Raw genomic sequence first — 14,381 nt, forward strand, 5'->3', positions numbered from 1 at the left:
GTTCTCCACAGCAGAACCACCGAGAGCGGGGAACCGAAGTGACGATGTCCGACGATGGCGGCACCGCCCGGCCACTGGCCGCGGGCGAGAACGTGCCGGAGCTGGTGATCATCTCCGGGATGTCCGGAGCCGGCCGGTCGACGGCGGCCAAGTGCCTGGAGGACCTGGGCTGGTTCGTGGTGGACAACCTGCCGCCGGCCCTCATCCCGACCATGGTCGACCTCGGCGCCCGTTCCCAGGGGAACGTCGCCCGGATCGGCGCCGTGGTCGACGTCCGCGGCCGCCAGTTCTTCGACGACCTGCTCACCTCGCTGGACGAGCTGGAGAAGCGCGGCGTCCGGCTGAGCGTGGTCTTCCTGGACTCCTCCGACGACGCCCTGGTCCGGCGCTTCGAGAGCGTGCGCCGCCCGCACCCGCTCCAGGCCGACGGCCGGATCGTGGACGGCATCGCCCAGGAGCGCGACCTCCTGCGCGAGCTGCGCGGCGAGGCCGACCTGGTGATCGACACCTCCAACCTCAACGTGCACCAGCTGCGGGCCAAGCTGGACGCCCAGTTCGCCGACCACGACGAGCCCGAGCTGCGCGCCACCGTGATGTCCTTCGGCTTCAAGTACGGCCTCCCCGTCGACGCCGACCTCGTGGTGGACTGCCGCTTCCTGCCGAATCCGCACTGGGTGCCGGAGCTCCGCGCCCGGACGGGCACCGACGCCGACGTCGCCGACTACGTGTTCCAGCAGCCCGGTGCCAACGAGTTCCTCAACGGCTACGCGGAGCTGCTGCGCATCATCACCGAGGGGTACCGCCGCGAGGGGAAGCGTTACATGACCCTTGCCGTAGGCTGCACCGGTGGCAAGCACCGCAGCGTCGCGATGTCCGAGCGGCTGACCAAGCGTCTGATCGCGGACGGCGTCGAAACGGTGCTGGTCCACCGTGACATGGGACGGGAGTAGCCGCCTCACCCCCTGCCGGGCCGCCGGTGGAGGCCGGCGGCGGGCAAGAGGAACGCGAGGTAGGTGTGACGGGATACGTGCCCGGGCGGCAGCTGCAGAACAAGACCGCCGACCGGACGGGGGTCCCGTCACGCGGCGCGTCGCCCAACCGGCCGCGGACCGGCCAGGTCCGCACCAGCCCGGCCCGTACCAACCAGGCACCCCGCGGCAACCAGGCGCCCCGGATCGCCGCCCTCGGCGGCGGTCAGGGGCTCTCGGCCTCGCTCTCCGCCCTCCGCCGGCTCACCACCGACCTCACCGCCGTGGTCACCGTCGCCGACGACGGCGGCTCCAGCGGCCGGCTGCGCGAGGAGCTCGGGGTGCTGCCCCCGGGCGACCTCCGCAAGGCGCTGGCCGCGCTCTGCGGCGACGACGACTGGGGCCGGACCTGGTCCGAGGTGATCCAGCAGCGCTTCACCGGCTCCGGCGGCCTGGGCGGCCATGCCGTCGGCAACCTGCTGATCGTCGCGCTCTGGGAGAAGCTGGGGGATCCGGTCGCCGCCCTGGACTGGGTGGGCCGGCTGCTGAACGTCCAGGGCCGGGTGCTGCCGATGTCGGCGGTACCGCTGGACATCGAGGCGGTCGTGCGCGGCCACGACCCGGCCAGCCCGGGCGAGCTGTCCGCCGTCCGGGGCCAGGCGAGCGTCGCCGTGACGCCCGGCACCGTGCAGTCCATCCGGCTGCTGCCGGACGGGCCGCCGGCCGTCCCGGAGGCCGTCACGGCCGTCCGGGAGGCGGACTGGGTGGTGCTCGGGCCCGGCTCCTGGTTCACCAGCGTGCTGCCCCACCTGCTCGTCCCCGAGCTCGCCGAGGCGCTCACCGAGACCCGCGCGCGCCGGCTGCTCACCCTGAACCTGGCCCCGCAGCCCGGCGAGACGGAGGGCTTCACCCCGCAGCGCCACCTGGAGGTCATCGCCGACCACGCACCCGCCCTCGCGGTGGATGCGATCCTGGTGGACGAGCGCGCCGTCACCGGCGGCGCCTTCGGCCAGGCGGACCTGGCCGGCCTGGAGAAGGCCGCGGAGCGGATGGGCGCGGCCCTGGTGCTCGGCCGGGTCGCCCGTACCGACGGCACACCGCGACACGACCCGGAGCTCTTGGCCGCCGCGTACGACCGGATTTTCCGGACACATGGAAGGATCGGGCCATGGCGATGACTCCAGCGGTGAAGGACGAGATCAGCCGGCTCCCGGTCACCCGGGCCTGCTGCCGCAAGGCGGAGGTCTCGGCGATCCTGCGTTTCGCGGGCGGGCTGCACATCGTGAGCGGCCGCATCGTGATCGAGGCGGAGCTGGACACCGGGGCGGCAGCGCGACGCCTGCGCAAGGACCTCCTGGAGATCTTCGGACACTCCTCGGACCTGGTGGTGATGGCGCCCGGCGGTCTGCGGCGCGGCAGCCGCTACGTGGTGCGGGTGGTCAAGGACGGCGAGCTGCTGGCGCGGCAGACCGGTCTGGTGGACGGCCGCGGCCGGCCGATCCGGGGCCTGCCCCCGGCCGTCGTCTCCGGGGCGACCTGTGACGCGGAGGCGGCCTGGCGGGGCGCCTTCCTGGCGCACGGCTCGCTCACCGAGCCCGGCCGCTCCTCCTCGCTGGAGATCACCTGCCCCGGCTCCGAGGCGGCCCTCGCCCTGGTCGGCGCGGCCCGCCGGCTCGGCATCCCGGCCAAGGCCCGCGAGGTGCGCGGCGTCGACCGGGTGGTGATCCGGGACGGCGACGCCATCGGCGCGCTGCTGACCCGCCTCGGCGCGCACGAGTCGGTGCTGGCGTGGGAGGAGCGGCGGATGCGGCGCGAGGTCCGGGCCACCGCCAACCGCCTGGCCAACTTCGACGACGCCAACCTGCGCCGCTCGGCCCGGGCCGCGGTCGCGGCCGGCGCCCGGGTGCAGCGCGCGCTGGAGATCCTCGGCGAGGAGGTGCCGGACCACCTGGCCGCCGCCGGCCAGCTGCGGATGCAGCACAAGCAGGCCTCGCTGGAGGAGTTGGGCGCCCTGGCCGACCCGCCGCTGACCAAGGACGCGGTGGCCGGCCGGATCCGTCGGCTGCTGGCGATGGCCGACAAGCGCGCCTCCGAGCTCGGCCTGCCGAGCACGGAGGCCAATCTGACCGACGAGATGGCGCTCAACTAGCGATCACAGCCAGTGACGACAGACCAGCCGGTGTCCGGATTCCGGGCACCGGCTGTGCCGTGTCCGGACGGTGCGGCCGGGGGGCTCCTGACCGGTCCGCGCGGGCCGTGACCAACTGCCCCCGACGGCAAGGACGGAAGCCCTGCTCGCACCCTCTTGACACGCCACGCCAAGGCGTCCGACCCGGCCTGATGTGCCCTCCCAGGCCTTGGAGAGGTAGGGTCATAGGCGGTCGGGGACCTCCCAAATTCCACCCCGTCGGCATAGCTCCGGCGTACCTAACGAGGAGATCGGTTCGTGACGATCCGGGTAGGCATCAACGGATTCGGCCGCATCGGCCGCAACTTCTTCCGTGCGGTCAAGGCTCAGGGCGCGGACATCGAGATCGTCGGTGTCAACGACCTGACCGACACCAAGACCCTGGCGCACCTGCTCAAGTACGACTCGATCCTGGGTACCTTCCCGGGTGAGGTCTCGCACACCGAGAACAGCATCACCGTCGACGGCAAGACCTTCAAGGTCATCGCCGAGCGTGACCCGGCCAACCTCCCCTGGGGCGAGCTGGGCGTGGACATCGTGATCGAGTCCACCGGCATCTTCACCAAGGCCGAGGCGGCCAAGAAGCACATCACCGCCGGTGCCAAGAAGGTCATCATCTCGGCGCCCGCCACCGACGAGGACGTCACCATCGTGATGGGCGTCAACGACGAGAAGTACGACGCCGCCAAGCACGACGTGATCTCCAACGCCTCCTGCACCACCAACTGCGTGGCGCCGCTGGCGAAGGTGCTCAACGAGAACTTCGGCATCGTCAAGGGTCTGATGACCACGGTGCACGCGTACACCAACGACCAGGTCACCCTGGACTTCCCGCACAAGGACCTGCGTCGCGCCCGCGCCGCGGCCCTCAACATCATCCCGACGTCCACCGGTGCCGCCAAGGCCACCGCGCTGGTCCTGCCGGAGCTGAAGGGCAAGCTGGACGGCACCTCGCTGCGCGTCCCGGTCCCGACCGGTTCGATCACCGACCTGGTCGTCACCCTTGAGCGCGACGTCACCGTCGAGGAGGTCAACGCGGCCTTCCAGAAGGCCTCCGAGGGCTCCCTCAAGGGCATCCTGCAGTACACCGAGGACCCGATCGTCTCCTCCGACATCGTGAACTCGCCGTTCTCCACGATCTTCGACTCGCTGATGACCATGGTCCAGGGCAACCAGGTCAAGGTCTTCGGCTGGTACGACAACGAGTGGGGCTACTCGAACCGCCTCGTCAACCTGACCACCCTCGTCGGCGGCCAGCTCTGACGCAGCGGGAGCTGACGTGAAGTAGGGGGGAGGGCCCGGACACCGCACGCCGTCCGGGCCCTCCGTCTGCGCACCCTCGAAACTCAACTCCCAGGCGGCCCGCCGTTGTGCCGCTGCCAACAGCGCAACCATCTCCCCAGGAGACCGAAGACCGTGAAGACCATCGAAGACCTCGACGTCGCCGGCAAGCGCGTGTTCGTCCGCGCCGACCTCAACGTCCCGCTGTCCGACGGCACGATCACCGACGACGGCCGGATCCGCGCCGTCGCCCCGACCATCGCCAAGCTCGTCGAGCGCGGTGCGAAGGTCGTCGTCGCCTCCCACCTCGGCCGCCCGAAGGGCGAGCCCGACCCGCAGTTCTCCCTCGCGCCGGTGGCCGCCCGCCTCGGCGAGATCCTCGGTACGCCGGTCTCGTTCGCGACCGACACCGTGGGCGAGAGCGCGAAGGCCACCGTCGCCGCCCTGGCCGACGGCGAGGTCACGCTGCTCGAGAACCTGCGCTTCAACGCCGGTGAGACCAGCAAGGACGACGCCGAGCGCGGCGCCTTCGCCGACGAGCTGGCCGCGCTGGCCGAGCTGTACGTCGGCGACGGCTTCGGCGCCGTGCACCGCAAGCACGCCTCGGTGTACGACCTGCCGGCCCGCCTGCCGCACGCCGTCGGCGACCTGATCGCCGCCGAGGTGGCCGTGCTCAAGCGGCTCACCGAGGAGGTCGAGCGGCCGTACGTGGTCGTCCTGGGCGGGTCCAAGGTGTCCGACAAGGTCGGCGTGATCGAGAACCTGCTCGGCAAGGCCGACCGCATCCTCATCGGCGGCGGCATGGCGTACACCTTCCTCGCGGCCCTGGGGCACGAGGTCGGCATCTCGCTGCTGCAGAAGGACCAGATCCCGGTCGTCCTGGACTACCTGGAGCGGGCGAAGGCGAACGGCGTCGAGTTCGTGCTGCCGGTGGACATCGCGGTCTCCGGGTCGTTCCCCGACACCAAGACCCACAAGCCGGTCGAGGACTTCGCGGTCGTCGACGCCGACAAGATCCCCGCGGACAAGGAGGGCCTGGACATCGGCCCGAAGACCCGGGAGCTGTTCGCGGCGAAGCTGGCCGACGCCAAGACGGTGTTCTGGAACGGTCCGGTCGGTGTCTTCGAGCACCCGACCTTCGCCGAGGGCACCAAGGCCGTCGCGCAGGCCCTGCTCGACAGCGACGCGTTCACCGTGGTCGGTGGCGGCGACTCCGCCGCGGCCGTCCGCATCCTGGGCTTCGACGAGACGAAGTTCGGGCACATCTCGACCGGCGGTGGCGCCAGCCTTGAGTACCTGGAGGGCAAGACGCTCCCCGGTCTCGCCGCCCTGGAAGGCTGAGGCAATGACTGAGCGTCTCCCGCTGATGGCGGGCAACTGGAAGATGAACCTCAACCACCTTGAGGCCATCCAGCACACCCAGAAGCTGGCGTTCGCGCTGGCCGACAAGGACTACGAGTCGGTCGAGGTCGCCGTTCTGGTGCCGTTCACCGACCTGCGCTCGGTGCAGACCCTGGTCGACGGCGACAAGCTGAAGATCAAGTACGGCTCGCAGGACATCTCGCAGCACGACTCCGGTGCCTACACCGGCGAGATCTCCGGCCCGATGCTGTCGAAGCTGAAGTGCACCTACGCGGTGATCGGCCACTCGGAGCGCCGCCAGTACCACGGCGAGAACGAGGAGATCGTCAACGCCAAGGTCAAGGCCGCCTACCGCAGCGGGGTCACCCCGATCCTCTGCATCGGCGAGCCGCTGGAGATCCGCAAGGCCGGCACCCACGTCGAGTACACCCTGGCCCAGCTCGACGGCGCCCTGCAGGACGTCCCGGCCGACCAGGCCGAGTCCGTCGTGGTCGCCTACGAGCCGGTCTGGGCGATCGGCACCGGCGAGGTGGCGACCCCCGAGGACGCCCAGGAGGTCTGCTCGGCCATCCGCAAGCGGATCGCCGAGCTGTACGACGCCCCGCTGGCCGAGAAGGTCCGGGTGCTCTACGGCGGCTCGGTCAAGTCCTCCAGCGCGGCCGGCCTGATGGCCAAGCCGGACGTCGACGGCGGCCTGATCGGCGGTGCCTCCCTGGACGCCGACGAGTTCGTCAAGATCGTGCGGTACCGTGACCAGGCAGTAGGCTAACGCCGCCGCAGCAACGTAGGCTTTGGGGCCGGACCGCATCGTGCGGCCCGGCCCCTTCGCCGAAGATACGAGAGAGTTGGTCCCGCCGTGGTTCTCGGGTTCTCGATTGCCCTGATCATCTTCAGCCTGCTGATGATCCTCCTGGTGCTGCTGCACAAGGGGAAGGGCGGCGGCCTGTCCGACATGTTCGGTGGCGGCGCGATGTCCACCGGCGGCGGCTCGGCCGTGGCCGAGCGCAACCTGGACCGCATCACGGTCATCGTGGGTTTCGCCTGGTTCGCGTGCATCATCGTGCTCGGCCTGGTGCTCAAGTACAAGAGCTGACGTATCTCTGACGCCCTGTCGCCCCGCGGCCTATGCTGGAACGGTCCGGGGCGGAGTCGGTGACGGTGCATCCTTAACTCCTGCTTACACTAGGACGACTTTAGCCACCGACGCGCACCGCGGCGGGTCGGCGCACCAGCACGCAGGGAGTCAGACCGTGGCAAGTGGCAACGCCATCCGTGGCAGCAGGGTCGGAGCCGGCCCGATGGGCGAGGCGGAGCGCGGCGAATCCGCCCCCCGCAACCGGATCTCCTTCTGGTGTGCCAACAAGCACGAGACCCGTCCCAGCTTCGCCGCGGAGGCGGTCATCCCGGACACCTGGGACTGCCCGCGGTGCGGGTTTCCGGCCGGTCAGGACGAGCACAACCCGCCGGCCCCCTCGCGCAACGAGCCCTACAAGACCCACCTCGCCTACGTCCGTGAGCGGCGCACCGACGCCGACGGCGAGGCGATCCTCGCCGAGGCGCTGGCCAAGCTGCGCGGTGAGATCTGAGCACCTGACCGACGCCGAAGGGCGCCACCGTGGAGAACGGTGGCGCCCTTCGTCATGCCGTCGGGCCGAACGCGGTCAGGCCGAGGCCGGCGGGTACAGCTGCGGCGGGAGCTGAGCCGCCGCCGCGCGGTCCAGCAGCCACAGGGTCCGGCTCCGTCCGTGGGCGCCCGAGGCGGGCGCCTGGAGCTCGCCCGGGCCGGACAGGGCCAGTGCCACGGCGCCGGCCTTGTCCTCGCCGGCCGCCAGCAGCCAAACCTCGCGGGCCGCCCGGATGGCCGGGAGGGTGAGCGAGATCCGGGTCGGCGGGGGCTTGGGCGCACCGCGCACGCCGACCACCGTGAGCCCGGTCTCCCGGACGCCCGGGTGCTCGGGGAAGAGCGAGGCGACATGGGTGTCCGGGCCGACGCCGAGCAGCAGCACGTCGAAGGCGGGCACGCCGAGGCGGTCACCCGGACCGGCGGCCTTGGCCAGCTCCTCCGCGTACCGGGCCGCGGCGGCCTCGACGTCCGAGCCGTCGACGCCGTCCGAGGCGGGCATCTCGTGCACCCGGGCCGGGTCGAGCGGGACGGCGTCGAGCAGTTCCGCCCGGGCCTGGACGGCGTTGCGCTCGGCGTTGTCGGCGGCGACGAAGCGCTCGTCGCCCCACCAGAGGTCCAGCCGGGCCCAGTCGACCGCGTCCCGGGCGGGGGAGGCGGCGATGGCGGCGAGCAGCGCGTTGCCGTTGCGCCCGCCCGTGAGCACCACCGAGGCGGTGCCGCGGGCGGCCTGGGCGTCCACGATCCGGGTGATCAGCCGGGCCGCGGCCGCCTGGGCCATCAGCTCCTTGTCCCGGTGGACGACCAGCTGCGGGGTCGCCGCCGTCACGAGGACGCCTTCTTGCCGGTGCGCTTGGCCGGGGCCTTCTTCGCCGGGGAGGCCTCCCCGGCCGGCTCCGACGCGTCCTGGACCTTGGCGGTCACCCGGGTCGGGTTGGCCACCGCGGCCTCGGAGACCACCGCCCGGGTGGCCTCCTCGGCCGCCTCGGTCTCGGCGGTGTCCGGCTGGCTCAGCCGCTCGACCGGCGTGCGGACGGCCGTCGCGTAGATGTCGTCCGGGTCGAGCCGGCGCAGCTCCTCCGCGATCAGCTCGGACGTCTCGCGACGCTTGAGCGCCACCTGGCGGTCCGGCGAGCCGGGCATCGACAGGGTGCCCATCAGGCCGTCCGGGCGGTCCAGGGTGATGTCCCCGTCCTTGGTGCGCAGGTGCACCGCGGTGATGCCCGGGCCGCCGGTGACGACCCGCTCGACCGGCACGTGCAGCCGGTTGTGCAGCCAGAGGCCGAGCAGCTCGACGCTGGGGTTGTACGACTCGCCCTCGACCACCGCGGAGGTGACCTCGGAGGGTCGCTGGTCCAGTGCGGCGGCCAGCATCGAGCGCCAGCCGGTGATCCTGGTCCAGGCCAGGTCGGTGTCGCCCGGGGTGTAGCTCTGGGCCCGCTGGGCGAGCTGGCCCACCGGCGACTCGGCGGTGACGGCGTCGGTGATCCTGCGCTGGGCGATCGAGCCCAGCGGGTCCTGTGCCGGGTGCAGCGGCGCATTCTCGGGCCACCAGACCACCACCGGGGCGTCCGGCAGGAGCAGCGGCAGGACGACCGACTGGGCGTGCGCGGCGAGCTCGCCGTGCATGCGCAGGACGACCGTCTCGCCGGAGCCGGCGGCGGTGCCGACCAGGATCTCGGCGTCCAGGCGGGTCTCCGCGCGCGCCCGGGGCGAGCGCCCGGCGCGCTTGATGACCGCCAGGGTGCGCGAGGGGTGCTCGCGGGAGGCGTCGTTGGCGGCCTTGAGGGCGTCGTAGGCGCTGCCCTCGTCGGTCACGATCACCAGGGTGAGCACCATGCCGGCGGCGGTGGAGCCGCTGGCCCGGCGCGCCTCCATCAGGGCTGCGTTGATCTTGCTGGACGTGGTGTCCGTGAGGTCGATCTTCATGGCCGGCGCCAGCTCCTGCCGTCTCGTGCGAGCATCTCGTCGGCCTCGACCGGACCCCAGGTCCCTGCCGGGTACTGGGCGGGCTTGCCGTGGTCGTCCCAGTACTTCTCGATCGGGTCGAGGATCTGCCAGGAGAGTTCGACCTCCTGGTGGCGCGGGAACAGGTTGGCGTCGCCGAGCAGCACGTCGAGGATGAGCCGCTCGTAGGCCTCCGGGCTGGACTCGGTGAAGGACTCGCCGTAGGCGAAGTCCATCGTGACGTCCCGGACCTCGAAGGAGGTCCCCGGCACCTTGGAGCCGAACCGCACCGTCACGCCCTCGTCCGGCTGGACCCGGATGACCAGGGCGTTCTGCCCCAGCTCCTCGGTCGCGTAGGAGTCGAACGGCAGGTACGGGGCGCGCTGGAAGACCACCGCGATCTCGGTGACCCGGCGGCCGAGCCGCTTGCCGGTGCGCAGGTAGAACGGCACCCCGGCCCAGCGCCGGTTGTTGATCTCCAGCTTGATGGCCGCGTAGGTGTCGGTCTTGGAGTCCGGGTTGATGCCGTCCTCGTCGAGGTAGCCGAGCACCTCCTCGCCGCCCTGCCAGCCGGCCGCGTACTGGCCGCGCACGGTGTGCTTGCCCAGGTCGGCCGGGAGCTTGACGGCGCTGAGCACCTTGAGCTTCTCGGCCACCAGCGCCTTGGGGTGGAACGAGGCCGGCTCCTCGATGGCGGTGAGCGCCATCAGCTGGAGCAGGTGGTTCTGGATGACGTCGCGGGCCGAGCCGATGCCGTCGTAGTAGCCGGCCCGGCCGCCGATGCCGATGTCCTCGGCCATGGTGATCTGCACGTGGTCGACGTACGACCGGTTCCAGATCGGCTCGAACATCTGGTTCGCGAAGCGCAGCGCCAGGATGTTCTGGACGGTCTCCTTGCCCAGGTAGTGGTCGATCCGGAAGACCTCGTCACGGGGGAAGACCTCGTGGACGATCCGGTTCAGCTCCTGGGCGCTCTCCAGGTCGTGGCCGAAGGGCTTCTCGATGACGGCGCGCCGCCAGGAGCCCTGGGGCGGGTCGGCCAGGCCGTGCTTCTTCAGCTGCTGGACGACGGTCGGGAAGAACTTCGGCGGTACCGAGAGGTAGAACGCGAAGTTGCCGCCGGTGCCCTGGGCCTTGTCGAGCTCCTCGATGGTCGCCCGGAGCTTGTCGAACGCGTCGTCGTCGTCGAAGGTGCCGTGGACGAAGCGCATGCCCTTGGCGAGCTGCTGCCAGACCTCCTCGCGGAACGGGGTCCGGGCGTGCTCCTTGACCGCGTCGTGGACCTCCTTGGCGAAGTCCTCGTCCTTCCACTCGCGGCGGGCGAAGCCGACGAGCGAGAAGCCCGGCGGCAGCAGGCCGCGGTTGGCCAGGTCGTAGATGGCCGGCATGAGCTTCTTGCGGGACAGGTCGCCGGTGACCCCGAAGATGACCAGGCCGGACGGCCCCGCGATGCGCGGGAGCCGCCGGTCGGTGGGGTCACGAAGCGGGTTGACGGGAGCGGCGGGAGCGTCGCTCGGGTCCGAGTCCGACGTCAACTCAGGGAAATCAGTGCTCACTGGATGTGCTCCGCTTTCGTGCGCTGGCTGTGAGCAGGGGTCACTTCTCGTCGGCGAACGAGGCGAGCGAGGCGGTGACGGTGTCGAGCAGCTCGTTCCAGGACTGCTCGAACTTCTGGACGCCCTCGTCCTCCAGGACCTGGACCACGTCGTCGTAGTCCACGCCGGCGGCGGCGATGGCGGCCATCACCTCGGTGGCGTCGGCGTAGTTGGCGACGATGGTGCCGCCGGTGATCACGCCGTGGTCGCCGGTGGCCTCCAGGGTGGCCTCGGGCATCGTGTTGACGGTGCCGGGGGCGACCAGCTCGGTGACGTAGAGGGTGTCCGGCAGGGCCGGGTCCTTGACGCCGGTGGAGGCCCAGAGCGGGCGCTGCGGCTTGGCGCCGGCGGCCTCCAGGGCCTTCCAGCGGTCGCTGCCGGCGGTCTTGCCGTCGACGCTGCCGAAGACCTCCTCGTACGCCTGGTAGGCCAGGCGGGCGTTGGCCAGGGCGGCCTTGGAGCGCAGCTGCTTGGCGTCGCCGCCGACCTCGTCGAGGCGCTTGTCGATCTCGGTGTCCACACGGGAGACGAAGAAGGAGGCGACCGACTCGATCTGCGAGAGGTCCAGGCCCTTGGCCTTGGCGGCCTCCAGACCGGTCAGGAAGGCGTCGATCACCGCGCGGTAGCGCTCCAGCGAGAAGATCAGCGTGACGTTGACGCTGATGCCCTTGCCGATGACCTCGGCGATCGCGGGCAGGCCGGCCTTGGTGGCGGGGATCTTGATGAAGACGTTGGGGCGGTCGACCAGCCACCAGAGCTGCTTGGCCTCGGCGACGGTCGCGGCCGTCTCGTGGGCCAGCCGCGGGTCGACCTCGATGGAGACCCGGCCGTCGCGGCCGTTGGAGGCGTCGTAGACCGGGCGCAGCACGTCGGCGGCGTCCCGGACGTCCGAGGTGGTGATCATGCGGACGGCTTCGTCGGTGGTGACCTTGCGGACGGCGAGGTCGCGCAGCTGGCCGTCGTAGGAGGAGTCCCCGCCGCCGATGGCCTTCTGGAAGATGGTGGGGTTGGTGGTGACGCCCACCACGTGCTTGTTCTGTACCAGCTCGGCGAGGTTGCCGGTGTTCAGTCGCTTCCGGCTGAGGTCGTCCAGCCAGATCGCCACGCCTTCGTCGCTGAGGCGCTTCAGTGCGTCAGTCATGGTGCTCAGTCCTTCTTCTGTCTTCATCTGTCTGTGGGGTCGTCAGACGGGCCGCGTACCCGCTGTGCGGGCGGGCACGCGGCCCAGGCGGTACTAGCGGTTGACGGCTTCGAGCGAGCGCAGGGCGTTGTGCGCCTCCGCGACGACCCGCTCGGCGGTCAGACCGAACTCCTCGAAGAGCACCTGGTAGTCGGCGGAGGCGCCGAAGTGCTCCAGCGAGACGATCCGGCCGTGGTCGCCGACCAGCTCGCGCCAGCCCTGGGCGATGCCGGCCTCGACCGAGACGCGGGCCCGGACCGACGGCGGCAGCACGCTGTCGCGGTAGGCCTGGTCCTGCTCCTGGAACCACTCGAAGGACGGCAGCGAGACCACGCGGGTCGCGACGCCCTCGGCCTCCAGGACCTCGCGGGCCCTGACGGCCAGCTGGACCTCGGAGCCGGTGGCGAGCAGGATCAGCTGCGGGTCGCCGGTCGACGCCTCGGCCAGGACGTAGCCGCCCTTCGCGGTGCCCTCGGCGGAGCCGAAGACCTCGCGGTCGAAGGTCGGGACGTTCTGGCGGGTGAGCGCCAGGCCGACCGGGCCCGGGTGGCTGCTGTGCCGCTCGACGATGGTGCGCCAGGCGACGGCCGTCTCGTTGGCGTCGGCCGGGCGGACCATCGACAGGCCCGGGATGGCGCGCAGCGAGGCGAGGTGCTCGACGGGCTGGTGGGTCGGGCCGTCCTCGCCGAGGCCGATCGAGTCGTGCGTCCAGACGTAGGTGACCGGCAGCTTCATCAGCGCGGCCAGGCGGACGGCCGGGCGCATGTAGTCGGCGAAGACCAGGAAGGTGCCGCCGAAGACCCGGGTCCCGCCGTGCAGCGCGATGCCGTTCATGGTCGAGCCCATGGCGTGCTCGCGGATGCCGAAGTGGATCGTCCGGCCGTAGGGGCTGGCCGACTTCAGCGGGTTGCCCTCGGGGAGGAAGGAGCTGTCCTCGTCGATGGTGGTGAGGTTGGACTCCGCGAGGTCGGCCGAGCCGCCCCACAGCTCCGGGATCACCGCGCCGAGCGCCTTGAGGGTCTCGCCGGAGGCCTTGCGGGTGGCGACGTCCTTGCCGGCCGCGAAGACCGGGACGGCCTTCTTCCAGCCGTCGGGGAGCTCGCCGGCCTGGATGCGGTCGAACTCGGCGGCGCGGTGCGGGTGGGCGGCGCGCCAGGCGTCGAGGGAGCGCTGCCACTCGTCGCGGGCGGCCTTGCCGCGCTTGATCACCTGGCGGGCGTGCTCGATGACCTTGTCGCTGACCTCGAAGGTCTTCTCCGGGTCGAAGCCCAGGACCTTCTTGGTGGCGGCGATCTCGGCGGCGCCGAGCGCGGAACCGTGCGCCTTGGCGGTGTTCTGCGCGTCCGGGGCCGGCCAGGCGATGATGGTGCGCATCGCGATGATCGACGGGCGGGAGGTCTCGGCCTTGGCCGCGGCCAGCGCCTCGGCCACGAGGGCCACGTCGATGTCGCCGTTGGACTTCGGGGCGACCCGCTGCACGTGCCAGCCGTACGCCTCGTAGCGCTTGAGCACGTCCTCGGAGAAGGCGGTCTCGGTGTCGCCCTCGATCGAGATGTGGTTGTCGTCGTAGAGCGCGACCAGGTTGCCCAGCTTCTGGTGGCCGGCCAGCGAGGAGGCCTCGGCGGAGATGCCCTCCTCCAGGTCGCCGTCGGAGACGATGGCCCAGATGGTGTGGTCGAACGGCGACTCGCCGGCGGGGGCGTCCGGGTCGAACAGACCGCGCTCGAAGCGGGCGGCCATCGCCATGCCCACGGCGTTGCCGATGCCCTGGCCGAGCGGGCCGGTGGTGGTCTCGACACCCGCGGTGTGACCGTGCTCGGGGTGGCCCGGGGTGCGGCTGCCCGCGACCCGGAACGCCTTGAGGTCGTCCAGCTCCAGGCCGTAGCCCGAGAAGTAGAGCTGCGTGTAGAGGGTCAGGCTGGTGTGCCCGGGAGAGAGGACGAAACGGTCGCGGCCCACCCAGGCCGGGTCGGTCGGGTCGTGGCGCAGGAAGCGCTGGAAGATCAGGTACGCCGCCGGGGCCAGCGACATGGCCGTCCCGGGGTGTCCGTTGCCGACCTTCTGGACCGCGTCCATGGCCAGGACGCGGGCGGTGTCGACCGTCCGCTCGTCCAGCTCGGACCACTCGAATGCATTCGTCGGCGTCGTGCTCACCCTGTCTCAGGGCTCCTTCCGTTGTGAAGAGTGACCCCGTGAAGGGGACCGGGTCGGCCACGTCGATGGGGCCGGACGCTGGGTG

Annotated in this window: 13 protein-coding genes; 8 read left to right on the forward strand and 5 right to left on the reverse strand. The window is 71.3% G+C overall.

Translation table 11 applies throughout. From position 1 onward, the window contains the following. Positions 1–44: 44 nt before the first annotated feature. The 8 genes from rapZ to OG618_RS26360 all read left to right on the forward strand — a co-directional run bounded on the left by rapZ (position 45) and on the right by OG618_RS26360 (position 7,385). Positions 45–950 carry an RNase adapter RapZ gene (gene rapZ / locus OG618_RS26325; protein WP_329490007.1) on the forward strand — a complete coding sequence of 302 codons (906 nt, stop codon included), beginning with the start codon at positions 45–47 and terminating at the stop codon, positions 948–950. Positions 951–1,174: 224 nt separating this feature from the next. Then, on the forward strand, positions 1,175–2,146 hold the full coding sequence (locus tag OG618_RS26330; protein ID WP_329492283.1) for a gluconeogenesis factor YvcK family protein: 972 nt from the start codon (positions 1,175–1,177) through the stop codon (positions 2,144–2,146). Beyond that, on the forward strand, positions 2,137–3,117 hold the full coding sequence (whiA, locus tag OG618_RS26335) for a DNA-binding protein WhiA (protein ID WP_329490008.1): 981 nt from the start codon (positions 2,137–2,139) through the stop codon (positions 3,115–3,117). Before OG618_RS26330 ends, whiA begins: the two co-directional genes overlap by 10 nt. Before the next feature lie 297 nt (positions 3,118–3,414). Then, entirely contained in the window at positions 3,415–4,419 is a 1,005-nt protein-coding gene (gene gap / locus OG618_RS26340; protein ID WP_329490009.1) for a type I glyceraldehyde-3-phosphate dehydrogenase, read from the forward strand. A gap of 153 nt (positions 4,420–4,572) precedes the next feature. Then, the gene (locus OG618_RS26345; RefSeq protein WP_329490010.1) at positions 4,573–5,778 is read left to right on the forward strand and encodes a phosphoglycerate kinase; all 1,206 of its coding nucleotides are present in this window, start codon (positions 4,573–4,575) and stop codon (positions 5,776–5,778) included. Between the two features lie 4 nt (positions 5,779–5,782). Continuing rightward, positions 5,783–6,568: a triose-phosphate isomerase gene (tpiA, locus tag OG618_RS26350; protein ID WP_329490011.1), complete on the forward strand. Its 786-nt coding sequence runs from the start codon at positions 5,783–5,785 to the stop codon at positions 6,566–6,568. A gap of 87 nt (positions 6,569–6,655) precedes the next feature. Continuing rightward, the gene (secG, locus tag OG618_RS26355) at positions 6,656–6,892 is read left to right on the forward strand and encodes a preprotein translocase subunit SecG (protein WP_329490012.1); all 237 of its coding nucleotides are present in this window, start codon (positions 6,656–6,658) and stop codon (positions 6,890–6,892) included. A gap of 205 nt (positions 6,893–7,097) precedes the next feature. Further along, complete coding sequence (locus tag OG618_RS26360; RefSeq protein WP_030308030.1) at positions 7,098–7,385, forward strand: RNA polymerase-binding protein RbpA; 288 nt, start codon at positions 7,098–7,100, stop codon at positions 7,383–7,385. Positions 7,386–7,460: 75 nt separating this feature from the next. On the opposite strand, the gene pgl is transcribed toward OG618_RS26360, so the two are convergent. The 5 genes from pgl to tkt all read right to left on the reverse strand — a co-directional run bounded on the left by pgl (position 7,461) and on the right by tkt (position 14,296). Beyond that, positions 7,461–8,249: a 6-phosphogluconolactonase gene (pgl, locus tag OG618_RS26365; protein ID WP_329490013.1), complete on the reverse strand. Its 789-nt coding sequence runs from the start codon at positions 8,247–8,249 to the stop codon at positions 7,461–7,463. Continuing rightward, positions 8,246–9,349, reverse strand: a complete 1,104-nt coding sequence (opcA, locus tag OG618_RS26370) for a glucose-6-phosphate dehydrogenase assembly protein OpcA (protein WP_329490014.1) — start codon at positions 9,347–9,349, stop codon at positions 8,246–8,248. Before opcA ends, pgl begins: the two co-directional genes overlap by 4 nt. Further along, positions 9,346–10,902, reverse strand: coding sequence for a glucose-6-phosphate dehydrogenase (gene zwf / locus OG618_RS26375; protein WP_329492285.1), 1,557 nt, complete (start codon positions 10,900–10,902; stop codon positions 9,346–9,348). The genes opcA and zwf overlap by 4 nt, the downstream gene beginning before the upstream one ends. Before the next feature lie 61 nt (positions 10,903–10,963). Then, positions 10,964–12,103 carry a transaldolase gene (tal, locus tag OG618_RS26380; protein ID WP_329490015.1) on the reverse strand — a complete coding sequence of 380 codons (1,140 nt, stop codon included), beginning with the start codon at positions 12,101–12,103 and terminating at the stop codon, positions 10,964–10,966. A gap of 93 nt (positions 12,104–12,196) precedes the next feature. Then, positions 12,197–14,296, reverse strand: a complete 2,100-nt coding sequence (gene tkt / locus OG618_RS26385) for a transketolase (RefSeq protein WP_329490016.1) — start codon at positions 14,294–14,296, stop codon at positions 12,197–12,199. Positions 14,297–14,381: the final 85 nt, after the last annotated feature.

Source organism: Kitasatospora sp. NBC_01246, assembly GCF_036226505.1.
Taxonomy (GTDB): Bacteria; Actinomycetota; Actinomycetes; order Streptomycetales; family Streptomycetaceae; genus Kitasatospora.